This window comes from uncultured Sneathiella sp., assembly GCF_963976355.1.
GTDB lineage: Bacteria > Pseudomonadota > Alphaproteobacteria > Sneathiellales > Sneathiellaceae > Sneathiella.
In genome coordinates this window covers 39,515-55,249 of record NZ_CAXBKA010000003.1, presented here as the reverse complement: position 1 = coordinate 55,249, position 15,735 = coordinate 39,515, and the positions used below count along the sequence as shown (strand labels likewise).

At 53.9% G+C, this 15,735-nt stretch carries 20 protein-coding genes, 2 tRNA genes and 1 riboswitch; of the genes, 8 read left to right on the top strand and 14 right to left on the bottom strand.

All coding sequences use genetic code 11. The features are described 5' to 3' along the window. Positions 1–11 precede the first annotated feature (11 nt). From AAC599_RS07260 to AAC599_RS07230, 7 genes are read right to left on the bottom strand one after another with little or no spacing between them, the layout of a single operon-like run. On the bottom strand, positions 12–1,517 hold the full coding sequence (locus AAC599_RS07260; protein ID WP_340149738.1) for a monovalent cation/H+ antiporter subunit D family protein: 1,506 nt from the start codon (positions 1,515–1,517) through the stop codon (positions 12–14). Between the two features lie 3 nt (positions 1,518–1,520). Further along, positions 1,521–3,017 carry a monovalent cation/H+ antiporter subunit D family protein gene (locus AAC599_RS07255; protein WP_340149737.1) on the bottom strand — a complete coding sequence of 499 codons (1,497 nt, stop codon included), beginning with the start codon at positions 3,015–3,017 and terminating at the stop codon, positions 1,521–1,523. 1 nt (position 3,018) lies between these two features. Then, the gene (locus tag AAC599_RS07250) at positions 3,019–3,384 is read right to left on the bottom strand and encodes a cation:proton antiporter subunit C (protein ID WP_340149736.1); all 366 of its coding nucleotides are present in this window, start codon (positions 3,382–3,384) and stop codon (positions 3,019–3,021) included. Continuing rightward, positions 3,384–4,424, bottom strand: coding sequence for a DUF4040 domain-containing protein (locus AAC599_RS07245; protein ID WP_340150295.1), 1,041 nt, complete (start codon positions 4,422–4,424; stop codon positions 3,384–3,386). The genes AAC599_RS07250 and AAC599_RS07245 overlap by 1 nt, the downstream gene beginning before the upstream one ends. A 51-nt stretch (positions 4,425–4,475) precedes the next feature. Then, positions 4,476–4,814 (bottom strand): monovalent cation/H(+) antiporter subunit G, encoded by a 339-nt coding sequence (gene mnhG, locus AAC599_RS07240; protein ID WP_340149735.1) that lies wholly within the window; start codon positions 4,812–4,814, stop codon positions 4,476–4,478. Beyond that, on the bottom strand, positions 4,814–5,104 hold the full coding sequence (locus AAC599_RS07235) for a monovalent cation/H+ antiporter complex subunit F (protein WP_293962753.1): 291 nt from the start codon (positions 5,102–5,104) through the stop codon (positions 4,814–4,816). The genes mnhG and AAC599_RS07235 overlap by 1 nt, the downstream gene beginning before the upstream one ends. Further along, positions 5,101–5,577: a Na+/H+ antiporter subunit E gene (locus AAC599_RS07230; protein WP_340149734.1), complete on the bottom strand. Its 477-nt coding sequence runs from the start codon at positions 5,575–5,577 to the stop codon at positions 5,101–5,103. Before AAC599_RS07230 ends, AAC599_RS07235 begins: the two co-directional genes overlap by 4 nt. A 297-nt stretch (positions 5,578–5,874) precedes the next feature. On the opposite strand from AAC599_RS07230, the gene AAC599_RS07225 reads away from it, so the two are divergent. After that, on the top strand, positions 5,875–6,444 hold the full coding sequence (locus AAC599_RS07225; RefSeq protein ID WP_340149733.1) for a cold shock domain-containing protein: 570 nt from the start codon (positions 5,875–5,877) through the stop codon (positions 6,442–6,444). 47 nt (positions 6,445–6,491) lie between these two features. Here AAC599_RS07225 and AAC599_RS07220 read toward each other — a convergent pair whose 3' ends face one another. From AAC599_RS07220 to AAC599_RS07210, 3 genes are all read right to left on the bottom strand, one after another. Then, a complete protein-coding gene (locus AAC599_RS07220; RefSeq protein ID WP_340149732.1) occupies positions 6,492–7,430 on the bottom strand; it encodes an ABC transporter substrate-binding protein in 939 nt (312 codons plus the stop codon). Between the two features lie 3 nt (positions 7,431–7,433). Continuing rightward, the gene (locus tag AAC599_RS07215; RefSeq protein ID WP_340149731.1) at positions 7,434–8,225 is read right to left on the bottom strand and encodes an ABC transporter permease; all 792 of its coding nucleotides are present in this window, start codon (positions 8,223–8,225) and stop codon (positions 7,434–7,436) included. Further along, positions 8,222–9,022, bottom strand: coding sequence for an ABC transporter ATP-binding protein (locus tag AAC599_RS07210; protein WP_340149730.1), 801 nt, complete (start codon positions 9,020–9,022; stop codon positions 8,222–8,224). Before AAC599_RS07210 ends, AAC599_RS07215 begins: the two co-directional genes overlap by 4 nt. After that, positions 9,016–9,121, bottom strand: a riboswitch (TPP riboswitch). Its footprint overlaps the gene before it by 7 nt. 46 nt (positions 9,122–9,167) lie before the next feature. Here AAC599_RS07210 and AAC599_RS07205 point away from each other — a divergent pair. The 6 genes from AAC599_RS07205 (at position 9,168) to AAC599_RS07180 (ending at position 11,439) form a co-directional block, all read left to right on the top strand. Further along, positions 9,168–9,656, top strand: a complete 489-nt coding sequence (locus tag AAC599_RS07205) for a DUF192 domain-containing protein (protein ID WP_340149729.1) — start codon at positions 9,168–9,170, stop codon at positions 9,654–9,656. 14 nt (positions 9,657–9,670) lie between these two features. After that, positions 9,671–10,102, top strand: coding sequence for a PaaI family thioesterase (locus tag AAC599_RS07200; RefSeq protein WP_340149728.1), 432 nt, complete (start codon positions 9,671–9,673; stop codon positions 10,100–10,102). 62 nt (positions 10,103–10,164) lie between these two features. Next, positions 10,165–10,241 (top strand) — tRNA-Pro (locus AAC599_RS07195). 167 nt (positions 10,242–10,408) lie between these two features. Then, on the top strand, positions 10,409–11,026 hold the full coding sequence (locus AAC599_RS07190) for a PA14 domain-containing protein (protein ID WP_340149727.1): 618 nt from the start codon (positions 10,409–10,411) through the stop codon (positions 11,024–11,026). 7 nt (positions 11,027–11,033) lie between these two features. Further along, complete coding sequence (locus AAC599_RS07185; protein ID WP_340149726.1) at positions 11,034–11,336, top strand: ETC complex I subunit; 303 nt, start codon at positions 11,034–11,036, stop codon at positions 11,334–11,336. 26 nt (positions 11,337–11,362) lie between these two features. After that, a tRNA-Arg gene (locus AAC599_RS07180) sits at positions 11,363–11,439 on the top strand. 213 nt (positions 11,440–11,652) lie between these two features. Here the strand turns inward: AAC599_RS07180 and ald are convergent. Then, the gene (gene ald, locus AAC599_RS07175) at positions 11,653–12,771 is read right to left on the bottom strand and encodes an alanine dehydrogenase (RefSeq protein ID WP_340149725.1); all 1,119 of its coding nucleotides are present in this window, start codon (positions 12,769–12,771) and stop codon (positions 11,653–11,655) included. A 143-nt stretch (positions 12,772–12,914) separates the two neighbouring features. Here ald and AAC599_RS07170 point away from each other — a divergent pair, with 143 nt between their 5' ends. Beyond that, positions 12,915–13,391: an Lrp/AsnC family transcriptional regulator gene (locus AAC599_RS07170; protein WP_340149724.1), complete on the top strand. Its 477-nt coding sequence runs from the start codon at positions 12,915–12,917 to the stop codon at positions 13,389–13,391. On the opposite strand, the gene AAC599_RS07165 is transcribed toward AAC599_RS07170, so the two are convergent. The 3 genes from AAC599_RS07165 to AAC599_RS07155 form a co-directional block, all read right to left on the bottom strand. Further along, positions 13,376–14,140, bottom strand: coding sequence for a crotonase/enoyl-CoA hydratase family protein (locus AAC599_RS07165; RefSeq protein WP_340149723.1), 765 nt, complete (start codon positions 14,138–14,140; stop codon positions 13,376–13,378). The two genes, AAC599_RS07170 and AAC599_RS07165, sit on opposite strands and share 16 nt — an antisense overlap. Before the next feature lie 108 nt (positions 14,141–14,248). Further along, a complete protein-coding gene (locus tag AAC599_RS07160) occupies positions 14,249–14,449 on the bottom strand; it encodes a hypothetical protein (protein WP_340149722.1) in 201 nt (66 codons plus the stop codon). A 175-nt stretch (positions 14,450–14,624) separates the two neighbouring features. Beyond that, positions 14,625–15,563 (bottom strand): LysR family transcriptional regulator, encoded by a 939-nt coding sequence (locus AAC599_RS07155; protein WP_340149721.1) that lies wholly within the window; start codon positions 15,561–15,563, stop codon positions 14,625–14,627. Positions 15,564–15,735 lie beyond the last annotated feature (172 nt).

Here is a 15,735-nt window from a genome sequence, read left to right as displayed (position 1 = left end):
ATATGCTATCCCTATGGCGTCAAAATCGGTTCGATCAGCCTGATGATCGGATCCGCAAGGAAGAAAAGTATCACGCAGGTGATGGCGGTCAATACGGGCGGCAGCACGCAAAAGAGCGGTGCTTCCTGAATGTTCCGCCATGAGAAATCGGATTTTTCATATCCGACGGGTTTCGGCTCGTCGCTTTGGCCGAGCGGCGGATAGAAGAAGCCCCGCGCAACAATCGGCAACAGATAGGCGATGTTGAGCAGTGAACTGACCAGCAGCACGATCATCAGATATATCTCGTCCGCTTCCGCGGCGCCAAGCATGAGATAAAACTTGCTCCAGCTCCCGCCGAGTGGCGGCAGGCCGATAATACTAAGTGCCCCGATCAGGAAGGCGATGAAGGTCAGCGGCATTTGCCGGCCAAGCCCGCGCATGTCACTTATCTCGGTCTTATGCACGGCGGTGTAGATGGCGCCTGCGCAGAAGAAGAGGGTGATCTTGCCAAAGGCGTGCATCACAATCTGAAGTGCGCCCCCCGCGACCGCCATCGAGGTTGCCATGGAGGCGCCGAGCACCACATAGGCAAGCTGACTGATGGTGGAATAGGCGAGCCGGGCCTTCAGGTTATCCTTGGTGAGCGCAACCACCGAGGCCGCAATCAGGGTATAGGCGGCGACCCAGGTGAGCCATTCAGACGCGCCGGTCTGACTCAGGAAGTCGATGCCGAAGATATAGATGACGATTTTCAAAACCGCAAAGACGCCCGCTTTCACAACGGCAACCGCATGCAGCAGGGCACTCACCGGTGTGGGGGCAACCATAGCCGCCGGGAGCCAGCGGTGGATCGGCATCAAGGCGGCCTTGCCGATACCATACATGAAGAGGAACAGCAGTACGCCTGTGACCCCGGCGCTGGCATGGCCATCAAGAATGCCGCCTTTGACGAAATCGACGGTACCGGCGAGAGTCCAGGTCCAGATGATCGCCGGCAGAAAAAGCCCGATGGAGGTGCCGATCAGGATGCCGAGATAGATCCGGCCGCCTTTCAATGCCTCCGCATTTTTCTTGTGTGTGACCAGCGGATAGGTCGATAGCGTCAGCACTTCGTAGAAAACGAATAAGGTCAGCAGGTTGGCCGAGAAGGCTACACCCATCGTTGCGGCAATGGCGATGGCGAAACAGACGTAGAAGCCGGTCTGCCGGGGCTCATTGTTTCCGCGCATATAGCCGATCGAATAGATCGAATTGATGATCCAGAGGGAGGATGCGACCGCGGCGAAGGTCATCCCCAGCGGCTCGACCTTGAGGGTCAGGCCAATCTCCGGCATTAACTGGACAAGGACCACAACAGGTTCGATGCCGTTCATCACGCCCGGCAGGATACTGAAAACATTGAGGCAGAGCAGAACCGAGGTGACCAGTGTGACGGTCTCGCGGATATTGGGTGCGGCGGAGGCAATGGCAATCCCGACCGCACCGAGGAGCGGGATAATCAGGGCCAGAATGACATGGGTTTCCAGGGTGAACATGATTTATGCGCCCCCCATCAGGAAACTCGCAATGGTCTTGGCAAAGCCGACGTTGAAGCTGGTTTCAATACCGAAATAGAAACTGCCGAGAATGAAAATCCATGTCGGGATGAGCAGGGAGAGCGGCGCCTCCCGCGTCTCCGTTCCCTCGGGTGGCGGGCGGAAATAGGCAACCTCCACCACACGCCAGATATAGATCACAGCCAGCAGGCTTGACACCATCAGCGCAGCAACAAGGGCATAGCCGAAGTATGAGCCTTTTTCGAGGACTGCAACAACCAGATACCATTTGCTGATAAAGCCGGGGGTAAGCGGGACGCCGATCAACCCCAGACCGCCGAGGGCGAAGCCGAAGGTCGTCAAGGGCATGCGCCTGCCGACCCCGTGCAAATCCTTAAGGTAGGTCGAGCCGACGACATAGAACATGCATCCGACGGACAGGAACAGACCCGTCTTTACCACCGCATGATTGAAGATATGGACGATCGATGCGGTCAGGCCCGCCTCGCTCGCCAAGGCGATACCAAGAACCATATATCCAAGCTGGGCCACACTCGAATAGGCCAGGAGACGCTTCAAGTTCGTCTGAAAGATCGCGACGGCCGACATTGACAGGAACCCGAGGATGGCGAGCGGCATCAGAACGTCCGTCAGGCCCAGTCCGGCAAAGCTGTATTCGGGACCGAAGACGGTGAAAATGAAGCGGATCAGAAGATAAACCGACACCTTGGTTGCCGTTCCCGCAAAGAAGGCCGTTATGATAGTCGGCGCATAGGTATAGCTGTTGGGCAGCCAGACATGCATCGGGAACAGCGCCAGCTTGATACAAATGCCGACAATGATGAAGCCCACCCCGGCGAGGATGGGCCGCGTGCCTTCGATTTCGGGAAAGCGTGAGGCGATATCCGCAATGTTGAGCGTTCCCGTCATCATGTAGATGAGGCCGACACCTATCAGGTAGAATGTCGCGCCGACAGTGCCGATTATCAGATACTGGAAAGCCGCGGTGAGGGCGCGGCGGTCCGCCCGTTCGCCCATGGCGATGAGCGCATAGGAGGACAGCGACATGATTTCCAGAAAAACGAAAATATTGAAGGCATCGCCGGTAATGCAGATACCAAGCATGCCGGTGAGGGAAAGCAGATAGGCAGCAAAGAACAGGCCAAGTTGATGCGCAGGCACTTCCTTCGTAATGCTGTCCCGGGCAAAGAGCAGGACCCCCGTACTGATCCCGCTGATCAGAACGAGCATGAAGCCGCTCAGCGGGTCGACGACATACTCAATCCCCCATGGCGGTGCCCAGCCGCCCAGCTCGTAGGAGATGGGACCGGAGGCGACGACGGAAAACAGTAGTGACAGGCTGACATAGAAACTGAAGGCACTGATAATCGTTGTCAGGGCCCAGGGCAGCGTGTTGCCGCGAAACAGGGCGCAGAAGGGGGCGGCCATCAAAGGCGCAAGGGCGACCAGAATTGGAAACTGGGAACTCAGAGATATCATGTCAGGCGCCATCCTCCATTTCGAGGATGTCGTCTTCTTCAATGGTGCCAAATGATTCCTTGATCCGGACCACCAGAGAAAGGCCAAGAGCCGTCGTCGCAATGCCGACCACAATAGCGGTCAGGATCAGGACATGAGGTAGCGGATTCGAATAAATGGCCTCCGCCGTATCAAGAGACCCGCTGATAACAATGGGCGCGGTGCCGCCGGATATCTTTCCCATGCTGATATAGAAAAGGAAAACGGAAATCTGGAACAGCGATAGGCCGATCATTTTCTTAACGAGGTTGCTCCGGCTCATCACCGTATAGAGGCCGATCATCAGCAGGATGATGAAAACCCAATAGTTGAAGAAACCAAAGGACATCAGTTTTCTCCCCGCTGCGCGGCTTCCTCAATCAGGTCCGCGCGACCGACGAAAGCATAGAAAATGGCCAGCATCGCTGCCGTTACCGTAATGCCGACGCCAAGTTCCACCAGCAGGATGCCGATATGCTGACCCGCGATTGGATCGGAGGCAAGCACATTGTAATCCAGGAAATTGCCACCCAGCATCATGCTGACGATACCGACCCCCCCGTAGAGCACGACGCCTGCAGAGATCAGGAACAGAATGGCTTTTTCACTGATAACGGCCCGTGCCAGATCAAGGCTGAAGACAAGGGCGTACAGGATGATGCCGGCGGCGAAAATCACCCCGGCCTGAAAGCCGCCGCCGGGTCCAAAATCGCCATGAAACTGGACATAAAGCCCGAAAACAAAGATGAAGGGGATCAATAATTTGGCGATGACATGGGGCACCAGATCATGGGCGCTTCCAAGTCCGCTCAGGCTGCTTCCCTGACCGTTGCGATTTTCATCAAGCGGAGTGTCCTTTGCGTCCTTTTCTGCCTCGGAGCGTTTCCGGCGGCGCTGGCGCAGGATCAGAAGAACGCCGATCCCGGCCGTGAAAATCACGGTTACCTCACCAAAAGTATCGTAGCCGCGATAGCTTGCGAGAACGGAGGTCACCATATTCGGTATGCCGATCTCCGTCGGGCTTTCCTGAACATACCGGGGTGACACATGGGTCTGGACCGGATTCTCCGGATGGCCGAACTCGGGCATTTCATATGTCGCGTAGTAGAGGACCGCGCCGACCAGAACACAGATGACGAGGGGACCCAATGCGAGTTTCGGACGCTCCTTCTCCTGCGATCCGACAAGTGCAAGGGTGCCGATGTAGAGAACGGTACTGATACCGGCGCCGACCGCCGCTTCGGTAAAGGCAACATCGACCGCATCAAGACTGACGAAAATCAGTGCCATCGTAAAACTGACGATGCCGAGAAGCATGGTCGCGACAAACAGGTTGCGCACCATCAGGACTGTCATTGTTCCTGCAATCAGCAACAGCATCAGGAAAATATCTACAAAGGCAGCGATGGTCTTGTCTCCCTCTCGGCTTTCTGTAAATGATTATGCGTCTTCATCTGTCTTTTTCGCTGGGCCGAAGCCGTCCAGTTTTGGCTTCAGGCCCGCAACGAAACTCGCTTGCGCAAGCGCGTATGACGATGTTGGGCTGGTGAAGAAGACAAAGACAAGGACGAGCAGCAGTTTGGCGGTTACAAGCGTAAAGCCGCTTTGCAAGGCAAGACCGATAAATATCAGGAATGTGGCAAGCGTGTCGGCCATGCCTCCGGCATGAATACGCGTATAAAGGTCTGGCAGACGCAGCAGGCCATATCCGGTGATCAGGAGCAATACACTCCCCGCCAGCAGCAGAATCCATGTGGCTATATCGAGGACCAGTTCCATTATGCGTTATCCCTCGGTTTGGAGAGGGTGCCACGGAGGGTGCCGAACTTGAAATATTTCAGAACAGCCAGCGTACCAATGAAATTGACGAGGGCGTATACCAGTGCAAGGTCAAGAAAGTCCGGCCGTCCCCCCAAAAAACCCATCACGCCGATCAGCAAGACTGTTTTTGTTCCGATGGCATTCACGGAAAGAATACGGTCATAAGAGGTCGGACCGATGATTGCGCGGGTGAGGGCAAGGGCAATACTGACAAGAATGGCGATCGCGGCAATGGCGTAAATCGTCATGCTTCCTCCATGACTTTGGTGACCCGGCGGTCCATGTCGCCGCTTTTGATCCCTTCCGCTGAAACCTCGGTCATGGAATGGACCATGACCTGGTCGCCATCAAGATCCACCGTCACCGTTCCCGGCGTCAGCGTGATAGAATTGGCATAAATGACACGGCCGAGATCGGATTTCTGAGTGGCGGTGACTGTGAACATGCTGGGCCGTAAATATTTTCGCGGAAAGAGAACGCATTTTGCCACATCGATATTCGCCTTGAATATCTCGACAAAGAGCCATGCCCAATATGTGATGATGCGGGGTCCCAGATGGAGTGGATGTCCCTCACGATCGACGACATCCATGCGATAAGCGATGAGGGCAGACAACAGGCAGGAGCCGACGCCAAATCCGGTGATTAGAGGAGTGTAGATTCCCGACAGCAATAGCCAGACCGCCATTAGCACGAGAAACAAACTAAGGGTTTTTAACAAAGTCCTGCAATCCCTGTCGTCGGCATCTGTTAAAATTATAGGGAGCAAAATTTATGGCTGATCCCTGACTCTTTCCCCGTATATGCCACGGGATTTTGCCTGCTGCAAGTAACATCCATGCGGTAATGTGTCGCGATCATTTTTTGGGGCGCGAAATACTGCTTTTGTCATACCATGTTACCGGAAACAGGCGGCAAGTATTCAACCAATTCGAATATTGAAAGTTTCCTTAAAAATGTGTTAAACTCCCTGTCTGGCGAGACGATACAGGACGATCGCCAAGTTCGGGAGTAATATATGACAGCCAAAATTGAACAATTACGGAGTAAGCAGGAAGAGACAAAATCGATCGAGTCCCCGGAAACAACCTTTGAAATGACAGGACGTGTTAAATGGTTCAACACGGTCAAGGGTTTTGGCTTTTTGACGCCGAATAATGAGCCGGGCGATATTTTTCTCCATCTTTCTTGTCTGCGCGAGGCCGGTCATGAGTATGTGGCGGAAGGTGTAAGCGTAACCTGTATTGTCGTGCGTCGCTCGAAAGGGCTTCAGGCAATAAAGGTTCTTGATATTGACACGTCGACGGCCGTTCCTTTCGAGCCGCGGGTGCCGGAAAAGAACAATGTCACCAACCATCCTGCGGTGCAGCCGCAAGGTGACTTTGTCGAGGTTGAAGTGAAATGGTTCGATCCGGTCAAGGGGTATGGCTTCCTGACGCGCGGAGACGGCACACAGGATATCTTCGTGCATATGGAAACTCTACGCCGAGAAGGGGCTTTGCCCGTTCAGGCGGGCCAGAGGATGATTGTGCGGATCGGCGATAGTGCAAAGGGGCCGCAAGTCGCAGAAATCCAGCGTCCGGAATAAATTAATATTCCGGACGTAAATGTCTGTTATTTCTCTTAATTCACAGCCTATTGCAGGGCGGTGGCATAGTCTGCCACGGGCTTGATCGTCTCGATCAGGCCCTGCTTTTTCATAAACTTTGCGAAGCGATCATACCGGCCTGTATCCAGGGCGCCGGGTCGTAGTGCGAAGCGGGGCAGGGTTGCACTCCATGCCCGCCGGTTGAGCTCGTCATCCAGCTCTTGATGATTCTTGATGAACAGCTCCCAGCTTTCCTTCGGGTGGTTGATCAAATACTGCGTCGCTTCCTCCAGTGCCTCGACAAACGGGATCAGTCTTGGATCATCCAGCTTTGCTGAATTGGCGACAACGATAAGCTCATCGTATGCTGGCACACCCTCTTCCTCAGGGTAGAAAGCCCGTCCGGGATATCCTTCGATATCCATCTGGTTGAGTTCGAAGTTCCGAAAGGCGCCGATGACGGCATCTACCTGTCCGGACAAAAGGCTGGGGGAAAGCGAGAAGTTCACATTGATGAGGGTGAGGTCGGACGGTGAGATATCATGAGGGGCCAGCATGGCATTCAGGAGCGCCGTTTCAAATCCGCCGATGGAATAGCCGACTTTTTTCCCTTTGAGATCGGCGAGTGACTTTATCGGACCATCTTCAAGAACCACGAGGCTGTTCAGTGGCGTCGCCACGAGGGTTGCAATCCGTTTGAGCGGCAGCCCTTCTGCCACCTGCATATGAAGCTGGGGCTGATAGGAGATCGCCAGATCCGCCTTACCGGCCGCAACCAGTTTTGGCGGGTCATTTGGATCCGCAGGAGCGATCATCTCGACATCAAGCCCATGCTTTTCAAAAATACCCTTTTCATCGGCAACGATCAGAGGGGCATGGTCTGGATTGACGAACCAGTCCAGCAGCACGGTCAGTTTTTCCGCGGCGCTCGCCGTGGTGCTCTGGATCGCAAGAACGATCAACAGGGGGAGGAATATTCTTTTCATTTACTAACTCCATTTTTGGGTGACAGTGTCGTCCTGATCTGAAAGCCAGGGCAAAGCGCGCCGGAGGCCATGATCGATCAGGTAATAAAGAAGAAGTGCCATGAGGGTCAGGACCAGCAGGCTGGCGAACATCAGGTCCGTCTGGACACGGGCATTCGCATGGAGCATCAGGTAACCGAGACCGGAAGAGGCGCCGACCCACTCACCAACCACGGCACCGATCGGGGCAACTGCCGCCGCAACCCGGATGCCGGAGGCGAGTGAGGGAAGGGCGTACGGAATCTTGATATAGCGATAGAGGCGGACAAGGTCTCCAAGGCGGCCTTTATGGCCTGACTTCTGTAGTAGTGTGGCAAGATTCAGCCATGCGGGGTCCGTCCGGTTAAGGCCGTCCAGAAATCCGACGGTTACCGGAAAATATATGATGAGCAGGCTCATCACCACTTTCGGGGCAATACCATACCCCAGCCACAGCACGAGCAGCGGTGCTATCGCGAAGACAGGGATCGCCTGACTTGCAATCAGCAGCGGAAAAACCCATTGCTTTACAGGTTGATAGGCGGAAATCATGAGAGCAGATATCATCCCGAACATAACCCCAAGGATAAGGCCCAATAGAATTTCCGTGGCCGTGGTGATTGCGTTCTCCGCAATCAACCCGGCATGACGGACAAGCGCCTCCATCACGATCAGCGGCGAAGGGAGTATGAATTTCGGCAGATCAAGAAGCGCGGCAATCGCAGCCCAAAGGAGAAGCAGTCCGGCTATGGTAATCAGCATACGAAAAATTTTCATGACAACCGCCCGGAAGCCGCAAGTTGCGCCATAATTTCGGAGTAGTGATGCTTGAGCGTGTCGTCAGTCGGATTGCGTGGAATGGATCCTTCTGGAGCCAGTGGTGAGGATAGGGTGGCCGGGACACTGGAGAGAACATGTATAACATGGCCAATGCGCAAGGCCTCCAGCGGGTCATGGGTGATGAGCAGGACCGTCTTGCCGTTCAGCATGTCCGCCGCCAGATCTTGGAGCCGTAACTTTGTAATGGCATCGAGCGCGGAAAATGGTTCGTCCATCAGCACGATCGGCGCTCCCTCCATCAATGTCCGGGCCAGAGCAACGCGCTGGCGCATACCGCCGGAAAGGGTCGCAGGAAGGGCGTCCTGTCGATCCGCAAGCCCCACATGATCAAGGAGGTGGCGGGCGCGTTCGATATTTGGCGGGTTTCCCCTTAGCCGATCACCGATCAGCAGGTTTTCCTGTACGGTTGCCCATGGCAGGAGCAGGTCCTGCTGATCCATATAAGACAGGCGCCCGGCCAGGGGGTCATTGTCGCTGACCGTTATACGGCTTTGCCCGGGCAGCGGAATAAATCCGGCAAGAACTTTGAGAATACTGCTCTTGCCGACCCCGCTGGGACCCAGCAGACAGGTAATTTTGCCGGGTTCCAGTATCAGCTTAAGATCACCGAGGATCAACTGCCCATCAAATTCGAGACGGTCGAGGGTCAGCGTCACACCGACAGGCGACAGATCGCCTGATGCGACGTTCATCGGCTTCGGCATAGATAAAATGTCTGGGCGTTCCGGTTCCATTGACCTCTCGTTCCTACGCAGGTATTAACCTGATCAGGTATTCGGGGTCGTTCCGCGTATCGGAACCTCTCAGCCAAACTGGCTCCCCCCGAGGAGCCCCTACTATAAAGAAAATATGTTTGCAGACAAGGAATTCTTCGGTCGAATGACACCGCTCACCAGTTCGCGTAATGGTTTCATATTTATCCTGACTGGATTGATTTTATTGCTGTTTTATGCGGCGATATCGGCGCCTCACGCTGAAACAGTCTCTGAGACCGAACGCCTCATCCTAAAAACCGCGGAGCGGAGCATTCTCCTGGATGTTGAAGTCGCGGATGATCCCGCGGAGCGGAGTAAAGGGTTGATGCATCGTCCCACCCTGCCGCCAATGCAGGGGATGCTTTTTGACTTCGGGGAAACCCGGAAGATTACGATGTGGATGAAAGATACGGAAATTTCACTCGATATGTTCTTTGTGGATGCATCCGGAAAAATTCTCTATATCAAGGACAAAGCAGTTCCTCATTCCCTGGATGTCGTTACATTCGAAGGGGCGGCCCGGGCGGTTCTTGAACTGAACGGCGGATTTGCTCACGAAAACTCTGTTAAGATCGGGGATGTTCTGTATCATCCCATTTTTGAAAATCAGTAACCACCGGACAAACAATGAATAACAACACAACCGGAACCCGTCCCGTTCCCGATGGATTTGAGATTGTTGAAAGAGCAGCGCCTTTCACGAACATCAACGGCCCCTTCTATGAGAAGATTACAAACGACGGCAAATTGATCCGGGCTTTCCGGGTGGAGGAACGTCATCTCAACAGCATCAGGGTGGTGCATGGCGGAATGATGATGACGTTCGCCGACGCTGCGCTTGCGGCCTCTGTACGTCATGAAACCGGCCGGCATTGTGTGACAATCAAGATGAACTCCGAGTTCCTCTCACCGGCGCGCGAAGGAGACTGGGTGGAATCCGACGTCGAGGTGATTCGAAGCACACGAACGGTCGTCTTCGTCCGTGGTGAGTTGAGGGCACGTGGCAAAGTACTGTTCAAAGCCGACGCTATATTCCATTACGTTCATGCTGGGTCTTAGAAAAATTCTTAATTCTGACTTGCGAGCGGGGCGTTGTTAGTATAGATGATCCTTTCACCGAACGGGGCGTAGCACAGCCTGGTAGTGCGCTCGCTTTGGGAGCGAGAGGTCGCAAGTTCGAATCTTGCCGCCCCGACCATATCTAAAACCCTGTAAATCAATGATTTGCAGGGTTTTTTTATGATTTCAGGCAAAAAATGCGTGACGATTTTATGAAGAATGTCGGGTTGTTGCGCTTTCCGTTGCCGTCAGGTAAATTTTCAATAGAATATTATAAAGATTTACAATTGAGGAGGTGACGGGCAGATGAACGAGAGTGTTATGCAAAAGCTGGTTATACAGCAGGCGCGCGTCGCCATTCTTCTGCTGGGCCTTTTTATGGTACCTGCTTTCGCGCAGGCGGAAACATTTGCCGATCTCAAGCCGGCCTCGCCGCAACCAGATGCCGCCAACCTCAAGCCGGGCCTCGCGGTCACCTATTACGGGGTGAAGGTCGACAGCATTAAAGAGCTTGAAGAGAACATGGGCTATATGGATGGCCAGCCGGGTGAGCCCATTCCGATGCTGAATTATCAGGTGGGTCAAGGGAATGTCTTGACGGCGAAAAGCAACGATATGGTTGGAGCGATTATCAAGGGATTCATCAAGTTGGAACAGCCCGGCCGTTATGTCTTTATGGTGCACTCAAATGACGGTGTCTGGGTCTCGATTGGTGACAGGCTGATCTATGAGGATCCGGATGTTCATGCCGATCGCTTTTCCGATGAAATAATTGTTGAGATTTCGGAGCCGGGCTGGTATCCGGTCCATATCAAATATTTCGAAAAGAAGAACACTGCGACATTGGAGCTTTACTGGGAAGCGCCGGGCTTTGGCGAACTGGACTATGTGCCTGCTGAAGTCTTCAGCCATACTGGAGAGTAGTTGAGCGATGACAATGAAGGCGAGAATTTTCCAACCGGCGAAAAACGCCATGCAGTCGGGCCGCAAGGGGACCAAGCACTGGCGGCTTGAATATGCACCTTCCGAAGCGAGATATATTGAACCGCTGATGGGATGGACCGGGTCACGGGACATGAATTCGCAGGTGATAGTCGATTTTGACGACAAGGAAAGTGCCATCGCTTTTTGCGAGTTGAACAATATACCCTACACGGTTTTTGAAGCCAAGAAGCGCCGCCTTCATCTTAAGGCCTATGCGGAAAACTTCGCCTATACCCGGGTTCGCGGCTAGCGACAGATCGAATTTAGCAGAATAACGGCCCCGTAGCTCAGCTGGATAGAGCAATTGACTTCTAATCAATAGGTCGCACGTTCGAGTCGTGCCGGGGTCGCCAACTGTTTCTGTGGATTGCTGCTTGCGGGACTGCTACTCATCCGAAAAACAGAAACCTGATGGCAAAGTTTGGGGATCGCCGGGCATCCGTTATGGCCGATATCATCAGAAACATCATAATATTTGCGCTGCCCAACTACGCATTAACGTTCAGCTTTACCTTGCTTTTGCTTCAGCTGCGGTTTAACCGCCCTGCCGCCGCGAGCTGAACAGATCAGCTCTGCAAGGCAGTCTCGACTGGCGTGTAATCGAGGCCGAGATCACGCGCGACAGGATCGCAGGTAATCTTGCCGTTCCAGACATTCAGACCGTTTGCTAGATGCCGGTCGTCCTGTAGGGCCTGTTTCCAACCCTTGTCTGCAATGCGCAGGGCATGGGGCAGGGTGACGTTGTTAAGCGCGTAAGTCGAGGTTCTGGCAACGCCACCCGGCATATTGGCGACACAATAATGAACGACACCGTCGACAACATAGGTTGGGTCTGCATGGGTTGTCGGCTTTGACGTTTCAAAGCAACCGCCCTGGTCAATCGCCACATCAACGATGACAGCTCCCTCCTGCATGGTGGCCAGCATTTCGCGGGTAACCAGCTTCGGCGCAGCAGCGCCGGGAATAAGCACGGCGCCAATCACCAGATCGGCCTCCATCACCAGCCGTTCGAGAAGGGCGTTGGTGGAATAAATCACCTTGGCAGACGATTCAAAATGATTTTCGAGTCGTTCAAGCGCGACCGGATTACGATCGAGGATCGTGACATCCGCATGCAGCCCTATCGCCATCTGGGCCGCATTGAATCCGACTACGCCCCCGCCAATAATTACGACCTTGCCCGGCGCAACACCCGGGACACCGCCAAGCAGGACCCCGCGTCCACCATGGGATTTTTCAAGTGCCGCCGCGCCGGCCTGGACCGACATGCGACCGGCGACTTGGCTCATTGGTTTCAAAAGCGGAAGACCGCCTGCATTATCCGTGACCGTCTCATAAGCAATGCAGACAGCGCCTGATTTTATCAGATCATGAGTCTGCTCCGGGTCCGGCGCAAGATGCAAATAGGTATATAAAATCTGGCCTTCGCGCAGCATGGCACGCTCAATCGCCTGGGGTTCCTTTACCTTGACGACCATTTCGGCGCGGGCGAAAATTTCTTCGGCGGTGCCGACTATTTTCGCGCCGACGGCCTCGTAATCCTCGTTGAATGCGCCGATATCGCGGCCTGCATTCGTCTCCACCAGCACTTCATGGCCGCGGGTAACAAGTTCCCCGGCGCTTTCCGGTGTCAGTCCGACGCGGTATTCATGGTTTTTGATTTCCTTGGGTGTTCCGACGATCATGCTGTTTTCTCCCCCAGACAGATCAATTTCGAAGACAAGAATTGTACGATTTTTCGCGTGAAATTATTTCCGAAAATTATTTTGTCTATGAATTTTTTTAGTATAAATTCCGATAAATAGAATAGATAACGGGAAAAATTCCAATGGATAACTTTGATCGGCAGATTTTGCTGGAGTTGCAGCGGGACTCGAGCCAGCCTATTTCTGAGATCGCAGAGCGGGTAAACCTCTCCCTGTCGGCCTGCCACCGCCGCATCAAGCTGCTGGAGGATGCGGCCGTTATTGATGGTTATATGGCGCGGCTGGATAAGCGCTCATTGGGCCTGGAGGTCGATGTTTTTGTCGAAATCTCTCTGACATCGCAAAGCCAGGAGACGCTGGATTTTTTTGAAAAAGCGGTGATGACCTATGATGAAATTCTGGAATGTCATCTGACGACCGGCAATGCTGACTACATCATGCGGGTTACCGCCAGCGATGTACGGGACTATGACCGCATCCACAGGAACTGCCTCGCAAAGCTGCCGCATGTGGCGAGCATGCGGTCAATTTTCGCCTTGCGGGCGATCAAGCCCTGGAGGGGATATCCGGTTTTCGGGAACTATCAAAAAGCACCGTGACGGCCCTCGCCGGCGGCAAAGCGGGCGGCACCGGCTTTTGCTTCCCTCTGTTTCGCTTCCTCCGCGGCCATCATCTCGAACTGAACGGCTTCCGCGTCGGTTTTGCCTTCCTGCATGTAAACGCTTTCCCGGTCCGACAGCATGGCGATTTGTGGAAAATCTGCAATTTGTAGGGCAAGTTCCTCTGCGGCGGCACGCGCCATGCCGGTCGGGACGACACGTGTGACAAGTCCCATAGACAGCGCCTCATCTGCGGGAACCGGCCGTCCGGTCAGCATCATATCGAGAGCGCGACCCATCCCGATAACACGGGGCAGGCGGACCGGCGTCCCGTCGCTCATCGGGACACCCCAGCGACGGCAGAATATACCGAAAACAGCCGTTTCCTCGGCAATACGGATATCGCAGTGAAGGGCGAGGCCCATGCCGCCGGCGCAGGCATGACCGGCAATGGCCCCGATCAGCGGCTTTGATAGCGGCTTGTGAAACGGACCGTCCTGATGGCCGGCCCAGGCTTTGTAATCAACCCGTTTGGAGGCTTCTTTCAGATCGGCGCCTGCACAAAATGCCCCGCCTGCACCGGTAACAACGGCGACGCGCTGACTGTCATCCGCTTCGAACGCACGATAGGCAAGCGTGAGGAGTTCCATCGATTCCTGATCAAGTGCGTTCCGTACTTCCGGCCTGTTGACGATGATGGTTGTAACGGGTCCCTTTGATTCGCTTATTATTTTTTGTTTGTTTGTCATGGGTCTCGCTTCCTTTTGAGGAGATGAAAAGACGTACATTTGAGCAGGCCAAACCGTTGAGGCAGTTATTATGCGCCCCCGAATGCCGCCATCGGATCCACGTGAAGATCAGTTCAGGCGTTTGGTCACAAAACCCTCTTCGCGGGGATACTTTTCCTTAATGCAGGTCTCTGCCTTTTGCGGATTTTCCGCTTCGATGGCAAAACGGCACGGAGTGGCCCAGCGCATTGAAATATGGGGATGTTCCTGGTTGTTGTCGAGCGCATTACGCGCTTCGGTATTGTAAACGGAAAAAACGTAGGTACTCATTTCTCGCTCTAACATTTACTCTCGGGCTTTATGCCCATTTCGTCAGGAGCCTAAGACGAAAATTCCCCTGACAGGTGACGGTGATGGTCTTTTGTCATGACACCGTAACATTAGGCAAGATTAAACTGCAACAATAGTATGGATGCGCCATATGTTGCCGTGTTTTCCGTCATTCTCACTGTACGGTGAGGGGGACAAGGGTTTCTATCTGCTTGCGGTATTCGCGAGCAACTTCCAAAGCATGCTGTACGATTTTCTCGGTCACGGGGCTATAAGGTTCGGTCGGGTAGGACGCCGTGAATTTAAGGCTGGGCGGGTGCCAGACACATTGTACCTGCTTTAGGCGGCCGTTTACAATATCCGCCTGTATCATCTGACGCGGCAGATGTGCAATACCGACACCATCCAGAGCCATCCTGTGAATAGCCGCAAGTGAGCTGGAGGAGTAAATGCGGGCGGGCAATTCCATGTTCTTGCGAAGCTGCCGCGACAGGTCGGCATAGGGCCGCGTGTTTCGCGCATAGGTGATGAGTGGGGTGGTGGCCAATTCATCCAAAGACAATTCACTATCCGTGTCGATTTTGAGGGACGGGGCTGCGGCCCAGATAACATCAAACTCGATCAGATCGTGGTTTTCAATCTGGTAATCTGTCACCGGCCCCATCAGCAAGGCAAAGTCGATTGAGCGCTCGATCAGCTCCCGGCGCAGATTCGCAGTTGCATCAACAACGATGTCCACCTCAATTTCCGGAAACTTCTGACGCAGGCCGGTTAGAAAATCTGGCAGGAACGTATGGACGATCGCCTCTGAAACGCCAAGACGCAATATACCGACATAATCCTCATTCTGGCTGATCCGGTCCACCAGCATGGCGGATGTTCTGAGAAGTTTCTCGGCATAGGGCAGAAGCTCAAGCCCTTTTGCCGTCAGATGAATGAAGCCTGTATCCCTCTCGAACAGGCGGACACCTAGCGTTTCCTCCAGCCTGGCGATCCGGGAAGATATTGCGGGCTGTGTCGTGTTCATTTTTTCGGCCGTCTTGCGAAAGCTACGCAAGGAAGAGACCCATAGAAATGTCTGGAGCTGGGTGAGGTTGATATTTCCGGGTACCATAAAAAGTGCCTATCGAAATTATGAGAATTCAGTAAGAAGTAGCTATATATCAAGGAAGAATGACTGTCAGCGCGTCGGCGGAAAATATTTTTTGTCCACCGGCAAACTAAGTCTTTCACCGGCGGAGGGCTTTCGGTATTGTCATTGTAAGAAAAAGGCTTTCATGAGCCCG